The organism is Streptomyces sp. NPDC051913, from assembly GCF_044593635.1.
Taxonomy (GTDB): domain Bacteria; phylum Actinomycetota; class Actinomycetes; order Streptomycetales; family Streptomycetaceae; genus Streptomyces.
Genome location: NZ_JBIUCI010000002.1, coordinates 101,102 through 116,395, shown reverse-complemented (window position 1 = coordinate 116,395; position 15,294 = coordinate 101,102). Strand labels below are relative to the sequence as shown.

General features: G+C 69.4%; 14 protein-coding genes. 4 read left to right on the top strand and 10 right to left on the bottom strand.

The genetic code is table 11. The annotated features are described in order from the left end of the window. Positions 1-96: 96 nt before the first annotated feature. Together ACIHIX_RS05900 and ACIHIX_RS05895 are read left to right on the top strand one after the other, a co-directional pair. A complete protein-coding gene (locus ACIHIX_RS05900) occupies positions 97-1,767 on the top strand; it encodes an ATP-binding protein (protein ID WP_399950321.1) in 1,671 nt (556 codons plus the stop codon). Continuing rightward, the gene (locus ACIHIX_RS05895) at positions 1,767-2,447 is read left to right on the top strand and encodes a response regulator (RefSeq protein ID WP_399950318.1); all 681 of its coding nucleotides are present in this window, start codon (positions 1,767-1,769) and stop codon (positions 2,445-2,447) included. The genes ACIHIX_RS05900 and ACIHIX_RS05895 overlap by 1 nt, the downstream gene beginning before the upstream one ends. A gap of 69 nt (positions 2,448-2,516) precedes the next feature. Here ACIHIX_RS05895 and ACIHIX_RS05890 read toward each other — a convergent pair whose 3' ends face one another. From ACIHIX_RS05890 to ACIHIX_RS05880, 3 genes are read right to left on the bottom strand one after another with little or no spacing between them, the layout of a single operon-like run. Continuing rightward, the gene (locus tag ACIHIX_RS05890) at positions 2,517-3,572 is read right to left on the bottom strand and encodes an ABC transporter substrate-binding protein (RefSeq protein WP_399950315.1); all 1,056 of its coding nucleotides are present in this window, start codon (positions 3,570-3,572) and stop codon (positions 2,517-2,519) included. 57 nt (positions 3,573-3,629) lie between these two features. Next, a complete protein-coding gene (locus tag ACIHIX_RS05885; RefSeq protein ID WP_399950313.1) occupies positions 3,630-4,496 on the bottom strand; it encodes an ABC transporter permease in 867 nt (288 codons plus the stop codon). Next, entirely contained in the window at positions 4,486-5,301 is an 816-nt protein-coding gene (locus tag ACIHIX_RS05880) for an ABC transporter ATP-binding protein (RefSeq protein WP_399950310.1), read from the bottom strand. Before ACIHIX_RS05880 ends, ACIHIX_RS05885 begins: the two co-directional genes overlap by 11 nt. Before the next feature lie 161 nt (positions 5,302-5,462). Between ACIHIX_RS05880 and ACIHIX_RS05875 the strand changes: the two genes are divergently transcribed. Next, complete coding sequence (locus tag ACIHIX_RS05875; RefSeq protein ID WP_399950307.1) at positions 5,463-6,155, top strand: response regulator; 693 nt, start codon at positions 5,463-5,465, stop codon at positions 6,153-6,155. Between the two features lie 127 nt (positions 6,156-6,282). Here ACIHIX_RS05875 and ACIHIX_RS05870 read toward each other — a convergent pair whose 3' ends face one another. The 6 genes from ACIHIX_RS05870 to ACIHIX_RS05845 form a co-directional block, all read right to left on the bottom strand. Then, positions 6,283-7,875, bottom strand: a complete 1,593-nt coding sequence (locus tag ACIHIX_RS05870) for a cation acetate symporter (protein ID WP_399950304.1) — start codon at positions 7,873-7,875, stop codon at positions 6,283-6,285. After that, the gene (locus ACIHIX_RS05865; RefSeq protein ID WP_399950302.1) at positions 7,872-8,429 is read right to left on the bottom strand and encodes a DUF485 domain-containing protein; all 558 of its coding nucleotides are present in this window, start codon (positions 8,427-8,429) and stop codon (positions 7,872-7,874) included. Before ACIHIX_RS05865 ends, ACIHIX_RS05870 begins: the two co-directional genes overlap by 4 nt. 69 nt (positions 8,430-8,498) lie before the next feature. After that, positions 8,499-9,182 carry a response regulator gene (locus ACIHIX_RS05860; RefSeq protein WP_399950299.1) on the bottom strand — a complete coding sequence of 228 codons (684 nt, stop codon included), beginning with the start codon at positions 9,180-9,182 and terminating at the stop codon, positions 8,499-8,501. After that, positions 9,179-10,330 (bottom strand): sensor histidine kinase, encoded by a 1,152-nt coding sequence (locus ACIHIX_RS05855; RefSeq protein WP_399950296.1) that lies wholly within the window; start codon positions 10,328-10,330, stop codon positions 9,179-9,181. The genes ACIHIX_RS05860 and ACIHIX_RS05855 overlap by 4 nt, the downstream gene beginning before the upstream one ends. Beyond that, positions 10,327-10,857, bottom strand: a complete 531-nt coding sequence (locus ACIHIX_RS05850) for a DUF1453 domain-containing protein (RefSeq protein WP_399950293.1) — start codon at positions 10,855-10,857, stop codon at positions 10,327-10,329. The genes ACIHIX_RS05855 and ACIHIX_RS05850 overlap by 4 nt, the downstream gene beginning before the upstream one ends. 397 nt (positions 10,858-11,254) lie before the next feature. Further along, positions 11,255-13,378 carry a type IIA DNA topoisomerase subunit B gene (locus ACIHIX_RS05845; RefSeq protein WP_399950290.1) on the bottom strand — a complete coding sequence of 708 codons (2,124 nt, stop codon included), beginning with the start codon at positions 13,376-13,378 and terminating at the stop codon, positions 11,255-11,257. Between the two features lie 440 nt (positions 13,379-13,818). Between ACIHIX_RS05845 and ACIHIX_RS05840 the strand changes: the two genes are divergently transcribed. Continuing rightward, positions 13,819-14,049: a hypothetical protein gene (locus ACIHIX_RS05840; protein ID WP_399950288.1), complete on the top strand. Its 231-nt coding sequence runs from the start codon at positions 13,819-13,821 to the stop codon at positions 14,047-14,049. Between the two features lie 284 nt (positions 14,050-14,333). Here ACIHIX_RS05840 and ACIHIX_RS05835 read toward each other — a convergent pair whose 3' ends face one another. Then, positions 14,334-15,194 (bottom strand): S1 family peptidase, encoded by an 861-nt coding sequence (locus ACIHIX_RS05835; RefSeq protein WP_399950285.1) that lies wholly within the window; start codon positions 15,192-15,194, stop codon positions 14,334-14,336. Positions 15,195-15,294 lie beyond the last annotated feature (100 nt).

Sequence of the window (15,294 nt, the reverse complement as noted above, 5' to 3'; positions counted from 1 at the left end):
ATCCACTGATCAAGCAGGCCATCCGCTGATCAACTGGGTTGATCAAGAGATCCACGCCACACCCCTACGGCAGCCCGTACCCCTCCGCGTACCGTCATGGGTATGAGCCGCCCCACTCCCCCCGTACGACGCCTCCGCCTCGGGCTGCCGCGGCGGATGTTCTCGCAGGTGCTGCTGATGCAGCTCGCGATCGCCGCGGGAGTCACGGTGCTCGCGACCGGGCTGTTCCTCGCACCGCTCAGCAACCAGCTGGACGACCAGGCGATGCGCCGCGCCCTCGCCATCGCGCAGACGACCGCGCAGCAGCCGCAGATCGCGGAGGACCTGCAGACCACGCCCTACTCGGTCGACGGACCGGTGCAGAAGGAGGCCGAGCGGATCCGCAAGGCCACCCAGGCCGAGTACGTCGTGATCATGAACAACCAGGGCATCCGCTGGTCCCACACCGACCCGAAGGAGATCGGCGGAAAGGTCTCGACCGACCCCGCGCGGGCGCTCGCGGGCGAGGAGGTCATGGAGATCGACGAGGGCACCCTGGGGCGCTCGGCCCGCGGCAAGGTGCCCCTGCGCGACAGCGACGGGACCATCATCGGGGCGGTCTCGGTCGGCATCGCGTACGACAGCGTCCGGGCCAGGCTGATCCACGCCATCCCGGGACTGCTCGCCTACGCCGGCGGCGCCCTCGCCGTCGGCGCGCTGGCCGCCTGGCTGATCTCCCGGCGGGTCCAACGGCAGACCCGGGACCTTGCCTTCTCCGACATCTCGGCGCTGCTCGCGGAGCGCGAGGCGATGCTGCACGGCATCAGGGAGGGCGTCGTGGCCCTGGACCGGGCCGGCCGGGTCCGCCTCCTCAACGACGAGGCGCAGCGGCTGCTGGGCATCGGCGACGAGTCCGTGGGCCGCTCCCCCGACCAGGCGCTCGGCGAGGGCCGCACGGCCGACGTGCTGGCCGGGCGCGTCACCGGCACCGACCTGCTCACCGTCCGCGGCCAGCGGGTCCTGATCGCCAACCGCATGCCCACGGACGACGGCGGCGCCGTCGCGACCCTGCGCGACCGTACGGAGCTGGAGCAGCTGGGCCGCGAGCTCGACTCCACGCGCGGGCTGATCGACGCCCTGCGCGCCCAGGACCACGAGCACGCCAACCGCATGCACACACTGCTCGGACTGCTCGAACTGGAGATGTACGACGACGCCGTGGAGTTCGTCGGAGAGGTGGTCGGCGACCACCGTGCCACCGCGGAACAGGTCACCGAGAAGATCAAGGATCCGTTGCTCGCCGCCCTGCTGGTCGGCAAGGCGACCGTCGCCGCGGAGCGCGGGGTCGCACTGTGGATCTCGGACCGGACCAGGCTCCCCGACCGGCTGATCGACCCCCGGGGGATCGTCACGGTGGTCGGCAACCTGGTCGACAACGCGCTGGACGCCGTAGGAGGAAAGCCGCACGCGCGCGTGGAGGTCGAATTGCGCTCGGAGGGCCGTACCGCCGTCCTCAGGGTGCGGGACACAGGGCCTGGCATTCCGGCGGAGCATCGCGACCTGGTCTTCACCGAGGGGTGGTCCACGAAGCAGCCGCCCGCGCACGGAAAGCGCGGCATCGGTCTCTCGCTGGTCCGCCGGCTGGCCGAACGGCAAGGTGGCAGCGCCGCGGTGACCGAGGCCGACGGAGGGGGCGCGGAGTTCACCGTCGTCCTGCCCGAGGCGCTGACCGGTGACGACCTGGAGCCGGCGCTGACCGTTCCCGCCGCCCCCGAGGAGGAGTCGTGATGATCGAGGTGCTGGTCGTGGACGACGACACGCGGGTCGCGCGGGTCAACGCCGCCTACGTCGAGAAGGTGCCGGGCTTCCATGTGGCGGGCGAGGCCCACAGCGCGGCCGAGGCGCTGCGTCAGGTGGAGCTGCTGCCCCGCGTCGACCTGGTCCTCATGGACCATTACCTGCCCGACGAGACGGGTCTTTCGGTGGTCCAGGAGATGCGTCGCCGGGGTCACCAGACCGACGTGATCATGGTGACGGCCGCGCGGGACGTCACGACCGTGCAGGCCGCGATGCGGCACGGGGCGCTCCAGTACCTGGTCAAGCCGTTCGCCTTCGCGGGTCTGCGCGCCAAGCTGGAGGCGTACGCCGAGCTGCGCCGTACGCTCGACGGCGGCGGCGAGGCCGAACAGGCCGAGGTGGACCGTATCTTCGGCGCCCTGTCCGCGTCGTCGGAGCCGGATCTGCCCAAGGGGCACTCCCCCACGACCGCGGAGCTCGTACGGCAGTCCCTGATGAACGCGGAGGGGCCGCTGTCGGCCCAGGAGATCGCCGACCGGACGGGGGTGAGCCGGCAGACCGCCCAGCGCTATCTGAAGCTTCTGGAGCGCACCGGACGGGCCCGGCTCACGCTCAAGTACGGCGACGCGGGCCGCCCGGAACACCGTTACGTGTGGGCGACCCGCGCCTGAGGGCACGGCCCGTGGGGGCGGGGGAAGGAACCGTGCCCTCCCCCTATACGGATGCCGTCGTCACAGGCGTCAGTCCGTGACCTTGTCGACGAACTCGGTCGTGTACGTCTTGTCGAGGTCGACGTCGGCCTTCTGGACGGCAGGGTTGAACGCCTTGAGCACCTTCTCGACGGTCTCGGGGCCGTTCTTCGGCATCACGCCGTCGTCGGTGAACATCGGCAGGGTGCTTTCGATGGCTGCCGCGTAGAGGATCTTGTTGCCCTGGGAGTAGTCGGCGGGCATCTTCTCGGCGATCTCCAGGGCGCTGTGTGTGGACATCCACTTGAGCGTCTTGACGAATGCATTGACCATCTTCTGGACGGTGTCCTTGTGTCCATTCACCCAGTCCGTCTGCATGTACAGACTTGACGACGGATACGGACCGCCGAGCGCCGCCTGGGATCCCGCGGGCGTGCGCATGTCGAGGAGGACTTTGCCCGCCTTCTTGTCCAGGATCGTCGCGACGGTCGGGTCGGTCGTCATGCCCCCGTCGATCGCGCCCTGCTGGAGCGCGGAGATGAAGGTCGGTCCGGCGCCGACGGCGACCGGCGTGAACTCGCTGACCTTCACGCCGTTCTTGACGGCGAGGTACTTGGTGAGGAAGTCGGTCGACGAGCCGAGACCCGTGACGCCCAGCTTCTTCCCCTTGAAGTCCTTGGGTGAGGTGATGTCGTCCGCCTTCTTGGTGGACACGATCTCCACCTCACCGGGCGCGTGCGAGAACTGCACCACGGACTCGACGTGCTTGCCCTTCACCTGGAGGTCGAGCGTGTGGTCGTAGAAGCCGACGGCGCCCTGGACCTGACCGGAGACGAGCGCGGTCTCGGCCTGGACTCCGGCCGGTTCGCTCAGCAGCTCCACGTCGAGGCCCTCGGCGTCGAAGTAGCCGAGCCGCTGGGTGAGCATCGCGGGCAGGTAGATGACCTTGTCGAGGCCGCCGACCATGATCTTGACCTTCGTGCCCTTGCCGTCGCCCTTGCTGCCGGAGGAGGCGGTACTGGCCGCGTCGTTGGCGCAGGCGGTGAGCGAGGAGAGGGCGAGCAGGCCGGCGGCGGCCAGGGCGGAGTATCTGGCGGTCTTGCGCATGAGGGTTCACGTCCTTGTGAAGGGAAGCAGGCGGAGGGGAGCCGGGGAGGTCTCGGGTCAGCTGTCGGAACCCGACGGCTTCCAGCGGAAGATGCGGCGCTCGGCGAAGGTGAGCAGTCCTTCGGCGACGAGCGCGACGACGGCGAGGATGACCATCGCGGCGTACACACCGGCCGCGTTGAAGGTGCCCTGCGACTGCGCGACGAGCAGGCCGATCCCCTTCGTCGCGCCGATGTACTCGCCGACGATCGCGCCGATGAGAGCGAAGCCGAAGCTCACGTGGAGGCTGGTGAAGATCCACGAGGTCGCGGACGGGATGACCACCTGGAGCGTCACCCGGCGGTCGCTCGCCCCGAGGATGCGGGCGTTGGCGACCAGGTTGCGGTCGACCTCGCGGGCGCCCTGGAAGGCGTTGAAGAACACCGGGAAGAAGACGAGCACGACCGCGGACGCGACCTTGGAGGCAGGCCCGAGGCCGAACCAGATCACGAAGATGGGTGCGAGGACGATCCTGGGTATGGAGTTGAGCACCTTGATGTATGGACCAAGGACATCGGCGAGAAAGGTGATCCGCCCCAGAGCGATGCCGAACACCACACCGGCGGCCACGCCGAAGACCCAGCCGAGCAGCGCCTCGTGGAGCGTGGCCCAGATCTGTTCGCCCAACGACCCGAGCGCGGTCCCGTGCGTGACCCACGTCCAGATCTGGTCCCAGATCTTCGTGGGCATCGAGAAGTTGAACGGGTCGATGACCTCGGCACGGGCGAGGACCTCCCACAGTCCGAGCACCACCACTAGGAGCAGCGCCCGGGAGGCGGCGACAACGATCCGGCGTCGCCGGGCGGCACGCGCGCGTGAATGAGCGCGGTCCGGCGGTGTCTTGGCCGTGTCGACGACCGGTGTGCTGATGACCTCAGGCGACATGGGCGGCACCTCTCTGGCGCGTGATGCGGACCTCTTCGCCGAGGGACTCCCAGATCTCGCGGTAGATCTCGATGAACCGCGGTTCCAGACGCACCGACTCGACCTTGCGCGGGCGGGGCAGGTCGATGTCGAAGACGTGTTTGACGGTGGCCGGCCCGGCCGTCATCACGACGACCCGGTCGGCAAGGGCGATGGACTCCTCCAGGTCGTGGGTGACGAACACGACGGAGGCGCCGGAGCCCTCCCACAGCTCCAACAGTTCGTCCGACATCAGGGCCCGGGTCTGCACGTCGAGCGCCGAGAACGGCTCGTCCATCAGCAGGATCTCGGGGTCGTTGACGAAGGTCGCGGCGAGCGCCACGCGCTTGCGCTGTCCGCCGGACAGCTGGTGCGGATAGCGGTCCTCGAAGGCGGAGAGCCCGACCCGGGCCAGCCACTCACGCGCCTTCCGCTTCGCCTCCGCCTTCGGCACACCGCGAAAACGCGGGCCGGCCATGACATTGGACAGGACCGTGCGCCAGGGGAAGGTGGCGTCCTGCTGAAAGACGAACCCGACCTTGTCGCCCACGCCGCGAACCGGCTCCCCGGCGACCACGACCTCGCCCTCGGAGGGTTCTTCGAGGCCGCTGACCAGGGTCAGCGTGGTCGACTTACCGCAGCCGGTGGGCCCGACGACGGCCACGAACTCCCCACGCCGGACCGTGAGATCAAGTCCCCGGACCGCCGTGTGCAGGCCCCCTGACGGGGTCCTGAACGTCTTGCTCGCGCCCCGCAGCTCGATGACGGGGCTGGTGTCTGCGCTCATGGCCGGGGACGGTAGGCGCGACCTGGGCGACGGCAGCAGCCTTCTGAGCGCATGCCGTTCTTTTGCTTGCAACAGCCTGTTGTGCTCGTTTTGCGCGCGCTACAACAACGGAGCCGAAGCACGGGCACACCGCTCGCCCGGCCGCCACGGAGAGAGGCCCGATGATTGACGTCCTGGTCGTGGACGACGACTTCCGTGTCGCCGAGATCAACGCCAAGTACGTGGGAAAGGTTCCCGGTTTCCGGGTCGCCGCCCGCGCCCACACCGCCGCGCAGGCCCTGGCGACCGTCCAGCGCGGCACCATCGACCTGGTCCTGCTCGACCACTACCTGCCCGACCAGACGGGCCTCGATCTCATCCATCGGATGCGGGAGCAGGGCCACGGCACCGACGTCATCATGATCACGGCCGCCGGCGACGTCACGACCGTCCAGACCGCGATGCGCCTGGGCGCCCTGCACTACCTCGTCAAGCCGTTCACCTTCGCCGCCCTGCGCTCCCGCCTCGACTCCTACGCCGCCCTGCGCCGCACCGTCGACCGCGTCGGCGGCCGTGGCATCGCAGGCCAGGAACAGGTCGACCGCATCTTCGGCGCCCTGCGCACCACCCCGGCGCCGCCGTCACCGGGCCTGCCGAGCGGCCACTCGGAGCCGACGACCGACCTCATCTGCCGCGTCCTGCACCACGCCGACCACCCCCTGTCGGCCCACGAGGTCGCCGCCGAGACCGGCCTGAGCCGCTCCACCGCCCAGCGCTACCTCCGCCACCTGGAACAGGCCGGCCGCCTCCGCCTCTCCCTCAAGTACGGCGACACGGGCCGTCCCGAGCACCGCTACGCGTGGGTGGCGCCCTGACGGCAGGGCTGCGGCTGCGGCTCTGCCAGCCGTACGACAATGAAGGCTCCGTACGACGAAGAAGGCACTGCCGGCGAAGGCAGCATCCGGCATGGCAAGCGCCGTACGCCGGTGAGGGCGCCGCTTCCTACGCGGCCCCCGCCCCCGTCAGCGACCGCACCTCGGTCTCCGCGTGCTTGGCCTCGTCGGCCACCTCCGCCGAGGTGACCGTGCCGAGCCAGCCGGCGACGAAGCCCAACGGGATCGAGACGAGCCCCGGGTTCTGGAGCGGGAAGTACTGGAAGTCGACGCCCGGGAAGAGCGATTCGGGACTGCCCGACACCACGGGAGACAGCAGCACGAGCGCCATCGCCGGGATCAGCCCGCCGTACACCGCCCACACCGCGCCACGGGTCGTGAAGCCGCGCCAGAACAGCGAGTAGAGCAGCACCGGCAGATTGGCGGACGCGGCGACCGCGAAGGCGAGACCCACCAGGAAGGCCACGTTGAGATCCCGGGCCAGCAGGCCCAGGGCGATCGCGACCACGCCGATGCCCACGGCGGCGACACGTGCCACGGCGACCTCGCTGCGGGGCTTGCTGTTCCGGCGCCGCAGGGACGCGTACAGGTCGTGGGCCACGGACGCCGAGGAGGCCAGGGTGATGCCGGCGACCACGGCCAGGATGGTGGCGAAGGCTACGGCGGCGACGATCGCGAACAGAACCGTTCCGCCGGTCGAGTCGGCGCCGCCGCCCAGGTCCAGGGCCAGCAGCGGAACCGCCGTGTTCCCGGCCGCGTTGGATCCCCGCACCGCTTGCGGTCCCACGATCGCGGCCGCCCCGAAACCGAGGACGATCGTCATCAGATAGAAGCCGCCGATGAGCCCGATCGACCAGACCACGGAACGGCGCGCCGCCCGCGCCGTCGGCACGGTGTAGAAGCGCGACAGGATGTGCGGCAGTCCCGCGGTGCCCAGCACGAGTGCCAGCCCCAGGCTGATGAAGTCGAAGCGCGCGGTCCAGTCCCCGCCGTACTTCAACCCGGGCGCCAGGAACTTCTGACCGTGTCCACTGCGTTCGGCCGCGCTGAGCAGCAGTTGGTCGAAGTCGCCGTGAAAGCGCACCAGGACGAGCACGGTCAGGGTGATGGTCCCGCCGAGAAGCATGACCGCCTTCACGATCTGAATCCATGTGGTGGCCCGCATCCCTCCCAACGACACATAGATCACCATCAGCGCGCCGACCCCGATGACGGTCCAGGTCTGCGCCGCCTCACCGGTGCCCCCGAGCAGTAGCGCCACCAGGCTCCCGGCACCCACCATCTGCGCCACCAGATACAGAACGGACACGGTGACCGAGGAGGTTCCCGCCGCGATCCGCACCGGCCGCTCACTCATCCGCGCGGCCACCACGTCGGCCAGCGTGAACCGCCCGCAGTTGCGCACCAGTTCGGCGACGAGGAACAGCACCACCAGCCAAGCCACCAGGAAACCCACCGAGTACAGCATCCCGTCGTACCCGAAGAGCGCGATGAGCCCGGAGATCCCGAGGAACGACGCCGCCGACATGTAGTCGCCCGCGATGGCAAAACCATTCTCCATCGGCGAGAACAACCGCCCGCCCGCGTAGAACTCCTCCGCGGAGCCATGACGGTTGCGGCTCACCCACGTCGTGATCGCCAGAGTGACCGCGACGAATGCGCTGAACAGCAGCAACGCCAGCGTCTGATGATCGCCCGTCACGACGCACCACCCCGGATCCCGCGCGTCAGCTCCTGGGTGTCCCAGCGCAGCTCCAACGCCGCCCGATCCCTACGCAGTCGCGCATGCCGGGCATACGCCCAGGTCAGCAGGAAGGTGGTGAGGAACTGGCCCAGCCCCGCGACCATCGCCACGTTCACCGCGCCCGCCACCGGCCGGGCCATCAGCCCCGGCGCGGTCGTCGCGGTCACGACGTACCCCACGTACCAGCCGAAGAACCCGATGAACGCCGGCACCACAAACCGTCGGTACCGACTGCGCACCTCCTGGAACGCCGCGCTGCGCTGTACCTGGAGGTACACCTCCGCGGCCGCGTCCTCACGCCGCGTTCGCCCGGTCTCGGCGACGGACAGCGGCACCGCCGCGCCGGCGTCGTTCAACTCCCCCCAGCCGGACGCGAGTGCGTCGTACCAGGGGTCGTCGTACCTCACGGCTGCGGGCGCCTCGGAGAAAGCCGGGTCGAACCCGTTGTGGCTCTCGGTCGCACTTTCGGGATCACCCCCGCCGCCGCGGGGACGACCGTTGCTTGACTGCATGCCCAAGGATGGACAGAACGGGAAGATCCCCGACTCTTCTTCTCCTCACGCTTCACCCCATCAGGTGATTCAACCCGCGGGAGGCCGCACAAGTCCCTTCGCATAGGCGTAACGCACCGCCTGCGCCCGGTCCTTGAGCCCGGTCTTGGAGAACATGTTGTTGATGTGAGTCTTCACGGTCGCCGTGGAGACATGCAGCCTGCGGGCGATCTCCTGGTTGCTGAGGCCCTCGGCGATCAGCAGCAGCACCTCCGTCTCCCGTCCGGTGAGCCCGTCCGGCGGCTCCGCCGGCTCGGTCGTCCGGGGTTCCGGTTCCGACAGCCGCTCCAGGAGTCGCCGTTGGACGCTCGGTGACAAGCCAGCGTCCCCGGACAGCACACTGTGCACCGCCCGCACGATCTCGTCGCCGCCCGCGTCCTTGGTGAGATAGCCACGCGCTCCCGCCTTCAGGGCCGGGAACAGCGACTCGTCGTCCCCGAACGTCGTGAGCACCACCACCTGCGTCCCCGGATGCTCGGCGCGGATCCGCCGGGTCGCCTCCACTCCGTCGCAGCGAGGCATGCGCAGGTCCATCAACACCACGTCCGGTGCGAGTTCGGCGACGAGCCGCACCGCCTCGTCCCCGTCTCCGGCGGCTCCGACGACCTCGACCCCCGGCAACAGCCCGAGCAGCATCACGATGCCCTCCCGGACGACGGTCTGATCGTCCGCGACCACCACCCGAGCGACCTTGCCGCCGGCCTCCTCCGTCATACGGGCACCTTCAGCGTCACCGCGAATCCCTCCTCCTCCGGCCCTGCGTCCAGCGATCCGCCGAGCAGCTCGGCACGCTCCCGCATGCCCAGCAGACCGTACCCGCCTCCCTCGGCCGTGAGTTCGCCCGGCGAGCCTCCCGAGTCCCGTACATCCAGAATCACTTGATGCAGCCCGTAGTCCAGCCGGAGCCGCACCTTGGCGCCCGGCGCGTGCTTGCGGACGTTGGTCAGAGCCTCCTGCGCGACCCTTCGCACGGCCTGCGAAGCCTCGGCCGGCAGCGCTCTGCGCTCACCCGTAATGGTGACCTCGGCCCCCCCGGTGGTGCTCACGAGCTGGGCCAGGAAGTCCTCCAACGGGGTCAGCTCACCGCGCAGGGCCGAGAGTGCCTGTCGCGTCTCGGTGAGGCCGTCCCGCGCCATCCCCCGCGCCGCCACGACCCGTTCGAGGATCTGGTCGCGGTCCGCTCCCCTCTCGATCAGCAGCCGGGCGGCCTCCAGGTGCACGAGCTGCGCCGATAGGCTGTGGGCCAGCACGTCATGGATCTCCCGGGCGATACGAGCCCGCTCGGCGAGCGCCGCCGACTCCGCCTCGGCCGCCCGCGCGACCCGCTCCTGGGCGAGCAGCCGCTGGGCACCGCCCCGGGCCTCGGCGTCGAGGCGCAGCGTGTACCCGGCGAGGGCCAGCCCCAGACAGGTGACCACGGTCGTCAGCACATCGTCGTCGTTGAGGGCCCCGTAGGCACCGAGCGCCACTGCCGATACCGGCACGGCGGCGGTCAGGGGCAGCCGTTCCAGAGCGGCGACAGCGGACGCGCACCAGATGACGAGGGCCGGCACCGGCAGCCCGGATGCGTGGGCCACGATCGCGACGCCCTGGAGGAGACCCCACGACACCAGCGAGAGCCAGAGCCGGTGCTGAAGGGTGGCGCGGTAGAAGGCCCAGGCCAGCAAGGCGGCCAGGGCGAATCCCCCGGCACCTGCGGCGATTCTCCAGCCGTGGGCGGAGCTGCTTGTCAGGGCACCCCACAACAGCAGGGAGACGAGCAGCAGCCTCACCGCCCAGGCGAGCACGCGTCGGGGCCGTGAGATCCCCGCACGCCCGAGCGCCTCCCGGGACGGCCAGCGTGTCCAGGCGTTCTCCTTCACACACGCTCCTTCCAGGCACGCCGGGGCATGTCGTCACCGTACGCCGCGCCTCGGACGGGAGCCGTGCGGGAGGACGAGGACTGAGCGCGCCAGGCAAGGATTCCCGAGCGGACGAGCAGTGTGGCAGCCAGGGCGAGGAGCAGAGCGGACGAGTCCTGGTGGATGCCGAGCGCGGCGCCGAAGGCGTAGAGGCCGGCGCGCAGGGCTATGCCGATGAGCCAGACCAGCCCGCTCGCCTTGGTGCTCCTGCTCCACACGGCGCCGTCGGCCTCCGTCCAGATGCGTGAGGTCCAGGCCCAGGCCGCTCCGATGGCGAGACCGATGAGCAGCTCGGCCGTGAGCAGGGCGACCGACGCGGTGTGGTGGTGGGTGTCTATGAGGCCGGGTTCCCTCAGCGCGACGAAACCGAGCACGACCGGCAGCAGCCACCAGCGCCGTTCCGTGTCGATCCGCTGCGCGCGGAACTGGCGTGCGACCACCACGACGACAACGGCCGCGATCAGGAATCCGTCGACCAGCCCGGCCATCAGAGCCTCCGTGAGCGAAGAGGGACGCTGCCGACAGCGAGCGCTGCCGACGCCTTCGACGCTACGGAAGTTCGCTGGTCAGGGGATCGGAGCAGGGGTGGATCGTGGGTGGAGGCACCACCGCGGTCGGGCTCCACCCACGGGTGGAGAGCCTTGAGGCACGGCTGGTTCGAGCAGGCCTCGCGGTGGCGCAGTCCTCTGGGCGCGCCGAAGCGCTGGACTGGTGCGGGGCCCGGGACGTGGGCCCGGAATTGAGCCCAAGGTGAGAGGGGCCATTACCCGCCTCAGGTCCGAGACCGGCTCGGACCTGAGCCCAGCCCAGATCCAAGCCATGCCCAGGACCAACCCGAGCCCAGAACCCACCCGGGCCAAGAACCCACCCCATCCAAGCGCAGCGCTACGCGTCGATACGCGACCGATCCAACGTCGCGGCCGAGCTGGAGATGAACTCCTTGCGCGGCGCCACGTCGTTGCCCATCAGCAGGTCGAAGACCTGCTCGGCGGCCTCCAGGTCGGAGAGGTTCACCCGGCGGAGGGTGCGGTGGCGCGGGTCCATGGTCGTCTCCGCCAGCTGGTCGGCGTCCATCTCGCCGAGACCCTTGTAGCGCTGGATGGAGTCCTTGTACCGGACGCCCTTGCTCTGGAACTCCATGAGCTTGTCGCGCAGCTCACGGTCCGAGTACGTGTAGACGTACTTGTCCTGCCCCTTCTTGGGCTGGACCAGCTCGATGCGGTGCAACGGCGGCACCGCCGCGAAGACCCGCCCCGCCTCGATCATCGGCCGCATGTAGCGCTGGAACAGCGTCAGCAGCAGCGTCCGGATGTGGGAGCCGTCCACATCGGCATCGGTCATCATGATGATCTTGCCGTAGCGGGCCGCGTCGATGTCGAAGGTCCGGCCCGACCCCGCTCCTATGACCTGGATGATCGCGCCGCACTCGGCATTCTTCAGCATGTCGGTCACGGACGACTTCTGGACGTTGAGGATCTTGCCGCGGATCGGCAGCAGCGCCTGGAACTCGGAGTTCCGGGCCAGCTTCGCCGTACCGAGCGCGGAGTCTCCCTCGACGATGAACAACTCGCTGCGGTCGACGTCGTCACTGCGGCAGTCCGCCAGCTTGGCAGGCAGCGACGAGGACTCCAGGGCCGTCTTCCGGCGCTGCGCGTCCTTGTGCTGACGGGCCGCGATACGCGTCCGGGCGGCGGCGACGACCTTCTCCATGACGACCCGGGCCTGCGCCGCGGCGTCGCGCTTGGTGGAGGTCAGGAACGCCTTGAGCTCCTTGGAGATCACGGTGTTCACGATGCGCCGGGCCGCCGACGTACCGAGGACTTCCTTGGTCTGGCCCTCGAACTGCGGCTCGGCCAGGCGGACCGTCACGACCGCCGTGAGGCCTTCCAGGGCGTCGTCCTTGGCGATGTCGTCCTCGGCGACACGCAGCAGCTTCTTGGCGCGCAGCACCTCGAGCATGGTGCTGGTCACCGCGGTCTCGAAGCCCGCGACATGGGTGCCGCCCTTGGGCGTGGCGATGATGTTCACGAACGACTTCAGGGTCGTGTCGTATCCCGTGCCCCAGCGCAGCGCGACATCGACGTCGAGTTCCCGGGTGACCTGGGTCGGCGTCATCTGGCCGTGCTCGTCAAGGACGGGGACGGTCTCCCTGAACGTGCCCTGGCCGGAGAAGCGGAGGATGTCGCAGACCGGCTTGTCGGTCGCCAGGTACTCGCAGAACTCGCTGATACCGCCGTCGAAGCGGAAGGACTCCTCACCCTTGCTGCCACCCTCGCCGAGGCCGAACTCGTCGCGTACGACGATGGTGAGGCCCGGGACGAGGAACGCGGTCTGACGGGCGCGCTGGTGGAGGTGGTCCAGGGAGAGCTTGGCGTCCTTGAGGAAGATCTGCCGGTCGGCCCAGTACCGCACGCGTGTGCCGGTGCGGGTCTTGGGGATCTTCTTGGCCTTGCGCAGGCCACTCGTGGCGTCGAACTTCGCGTCCGGCCCGGCGCCGGCGAAAGCGCCGGGGACACCGCGCCGGAAGCTGACCGCGTGGGTGTGCCCACTGCGGTCGACCTCGACGTCCAGTCGCGCGGACAGGGCGTTCACCACGGAGGCGCCCACGCCGTGCAGACCGCCGGAGGCCGCATAGGAGCCGCCTCCGAACTTGCCGCCGGCGTGCAGCTTGGTCATGACGACCTCGACGCCGGACAGGCCGGTCTTGGGTTCGACGTCGACCGGGATGCCACGGCCGTTGTCCCTGACCTCCACCGACCCGTCGTCGTGGAGGATGACCTCGATGTGGTCGCAGTAGCCCCCGAGGGCCTCGTCCACGGAGTTGTCGATGATCTCCCACAGGCAGTGCATCAGGCCACGACTGTCGGTCGAGCCGATGTACATGCCCGGGCGCTTGCGCACGGCCTCGAGCCCCTCAAGGACGAGCAGGTGCCGCGCGGTGTAGTTGGAACCGTCCCGGTCTGCTCCTGCCAGCAGCGCTGTGGACGGCACGGACGTCTCGGCGGTCACGCGGTTCGCTCCTCGCTGAATTTCAGGTGTGGCCCTTGTGGGTAAGGGCGCGGCTTCGGCCGCCGCCAAGAGGGTACCGAGGCCTGGTAGAGCCGTTGTAACGCCACCCTCGTCTGAACTCACACTAGTCCAGAGTCGTATGCATGTTCGATCCCTCGTTGGAGTGAAGTACATATCACGTTCCCTTCGGGGCATGAACCATTTAGGCTCCGGGCACGTCCTCATGAACAACCGGCAACCCAGCCGGGAGGACAGACATCGACAGACAGCGCGAACCCGTAAGACACATAGACACGCAATACGGCACATTCGCCGCCAACCGGCAGCAGACGGCCGGCCTCGAAAGATTTTTTCGAGGAGAAGCCCCGAGCGGGAACGTTTTCGGGCTGGTTGGATGTTGACCCTGGTACGACAGCTCGTCGAGCTAGAGAAGAGGCGACGTGACTACTGTTCTGACCCCCGCGAGCCCGTTGACGGCCGCCGATCGCTGCGACCGCTGCGGCGCCCAGGCATACCTGCGCGTCGTCCTGCTCAGCGGCGGTGAACTGCTCTTCTGCGCCCACCACGGTCGCAAGTTCGAGCCGGAACTCAAGAAGATCGCCGCTGAGATACAGGACGAGACGGAGCGGCTGACGACCGTTCCTGCAACGGCTTCCGAAGACGAGCGCTGACACCTCGCATCCACTACGAGCCGGTATCGGCACAGGCCGACAGGCGGACGGCCGCCCCTGAAAGCAGGGGCGGCCGTCCGTGCTCATACCGACGATCGCCGCCGGAGTCTCCACAGGATCCGAGCGGCCATCGCTCTCAAAACCTCACAAGGCCCGACCCGTCCGCCCGCAGAAGCTCCGCAAGACAGGCGCTCTCAGGGCTCCGAACTTGCCATCGGGCCCAAGGCGCCCAAGGGAGCCGCGTGGGACCCGCTGGGCCCGTCGGGTAAGCGTTCACGGCCCTGTCAGGGCCCCGTGCTCGCTTCCCCGTCCCTGCTGACGCCCCAACCGAGCGTCCGTACGACGTCGGACACGCGCGTGTACACGCCAGGACTGCCCTGCAGCCCACAGCCGCTCCCCCAGGACACGAGACCGACGAGTCTGCCCTGCGCGACCAGCGGCCCCCCGCTGTCGCCCTGACAGGCGTCGCGACCGCCCTGCTCCTCCCCGGCGCACAGCATCGAGTCGGCGCGATAGGTGCCGTCCGCGTTCCCCGGGTAGGCCTGCTCGCAGAGGCCGTCGGAGAGGACGTGGACGCGCGCGGCCCGCAGGCTGTGCGCATAGTCGCCGCTGCCCGAGATATCGCCCCACCCGTACACCGTCGCGTCCGTGCCCGGCTCGTACGCCGCGTCGCCGTCGGCCGCCATCGTGATGACGGAGTCGCGCGGCAGCGGCTCTGCGAGACTGAGCACCGCGAAATCCCCGGCGTTGGTGGCGGGGTCGTAGCCCGGGTTCACCCACGTGGCACGTACGCGGATCTCCTGTCCCTGATCCGAGAGCAGATCCGTACGCCCCGTGATGGCCTTGAGGTCGCGCACCCGGTTCGGCGGGGCCCCCAGGACCTCCTCACCCACACAGTGGGCCGCGGTGAGCACAGTGGTCCGGCCGACGGCCACGCCGCCGCAGAACTGCCCCGCGCGCGTACCCCCGAACCGGTCACGACTGGACAGCGCCACGGTCCACGGGCCGTCAGAGATGTCGACGGGAAAACCGCCCACGACGATGCTGTCGGCGGCCACAGGGGCCGCTGACGCCAGCGGTATGGCACCCGCCACGGCCGCCAGGACCAGCGACCGGTTCAGCGCCCGGGAAAGGGGACGACGCATGCGCGTTCCTCACTCTGGGGTGGACTTGGAAAACCCAGAGTGATTCACCACGCCGCCGCGCGCACCCGCGCCCACGACGCCACGGCCGCCCCCGACCCGC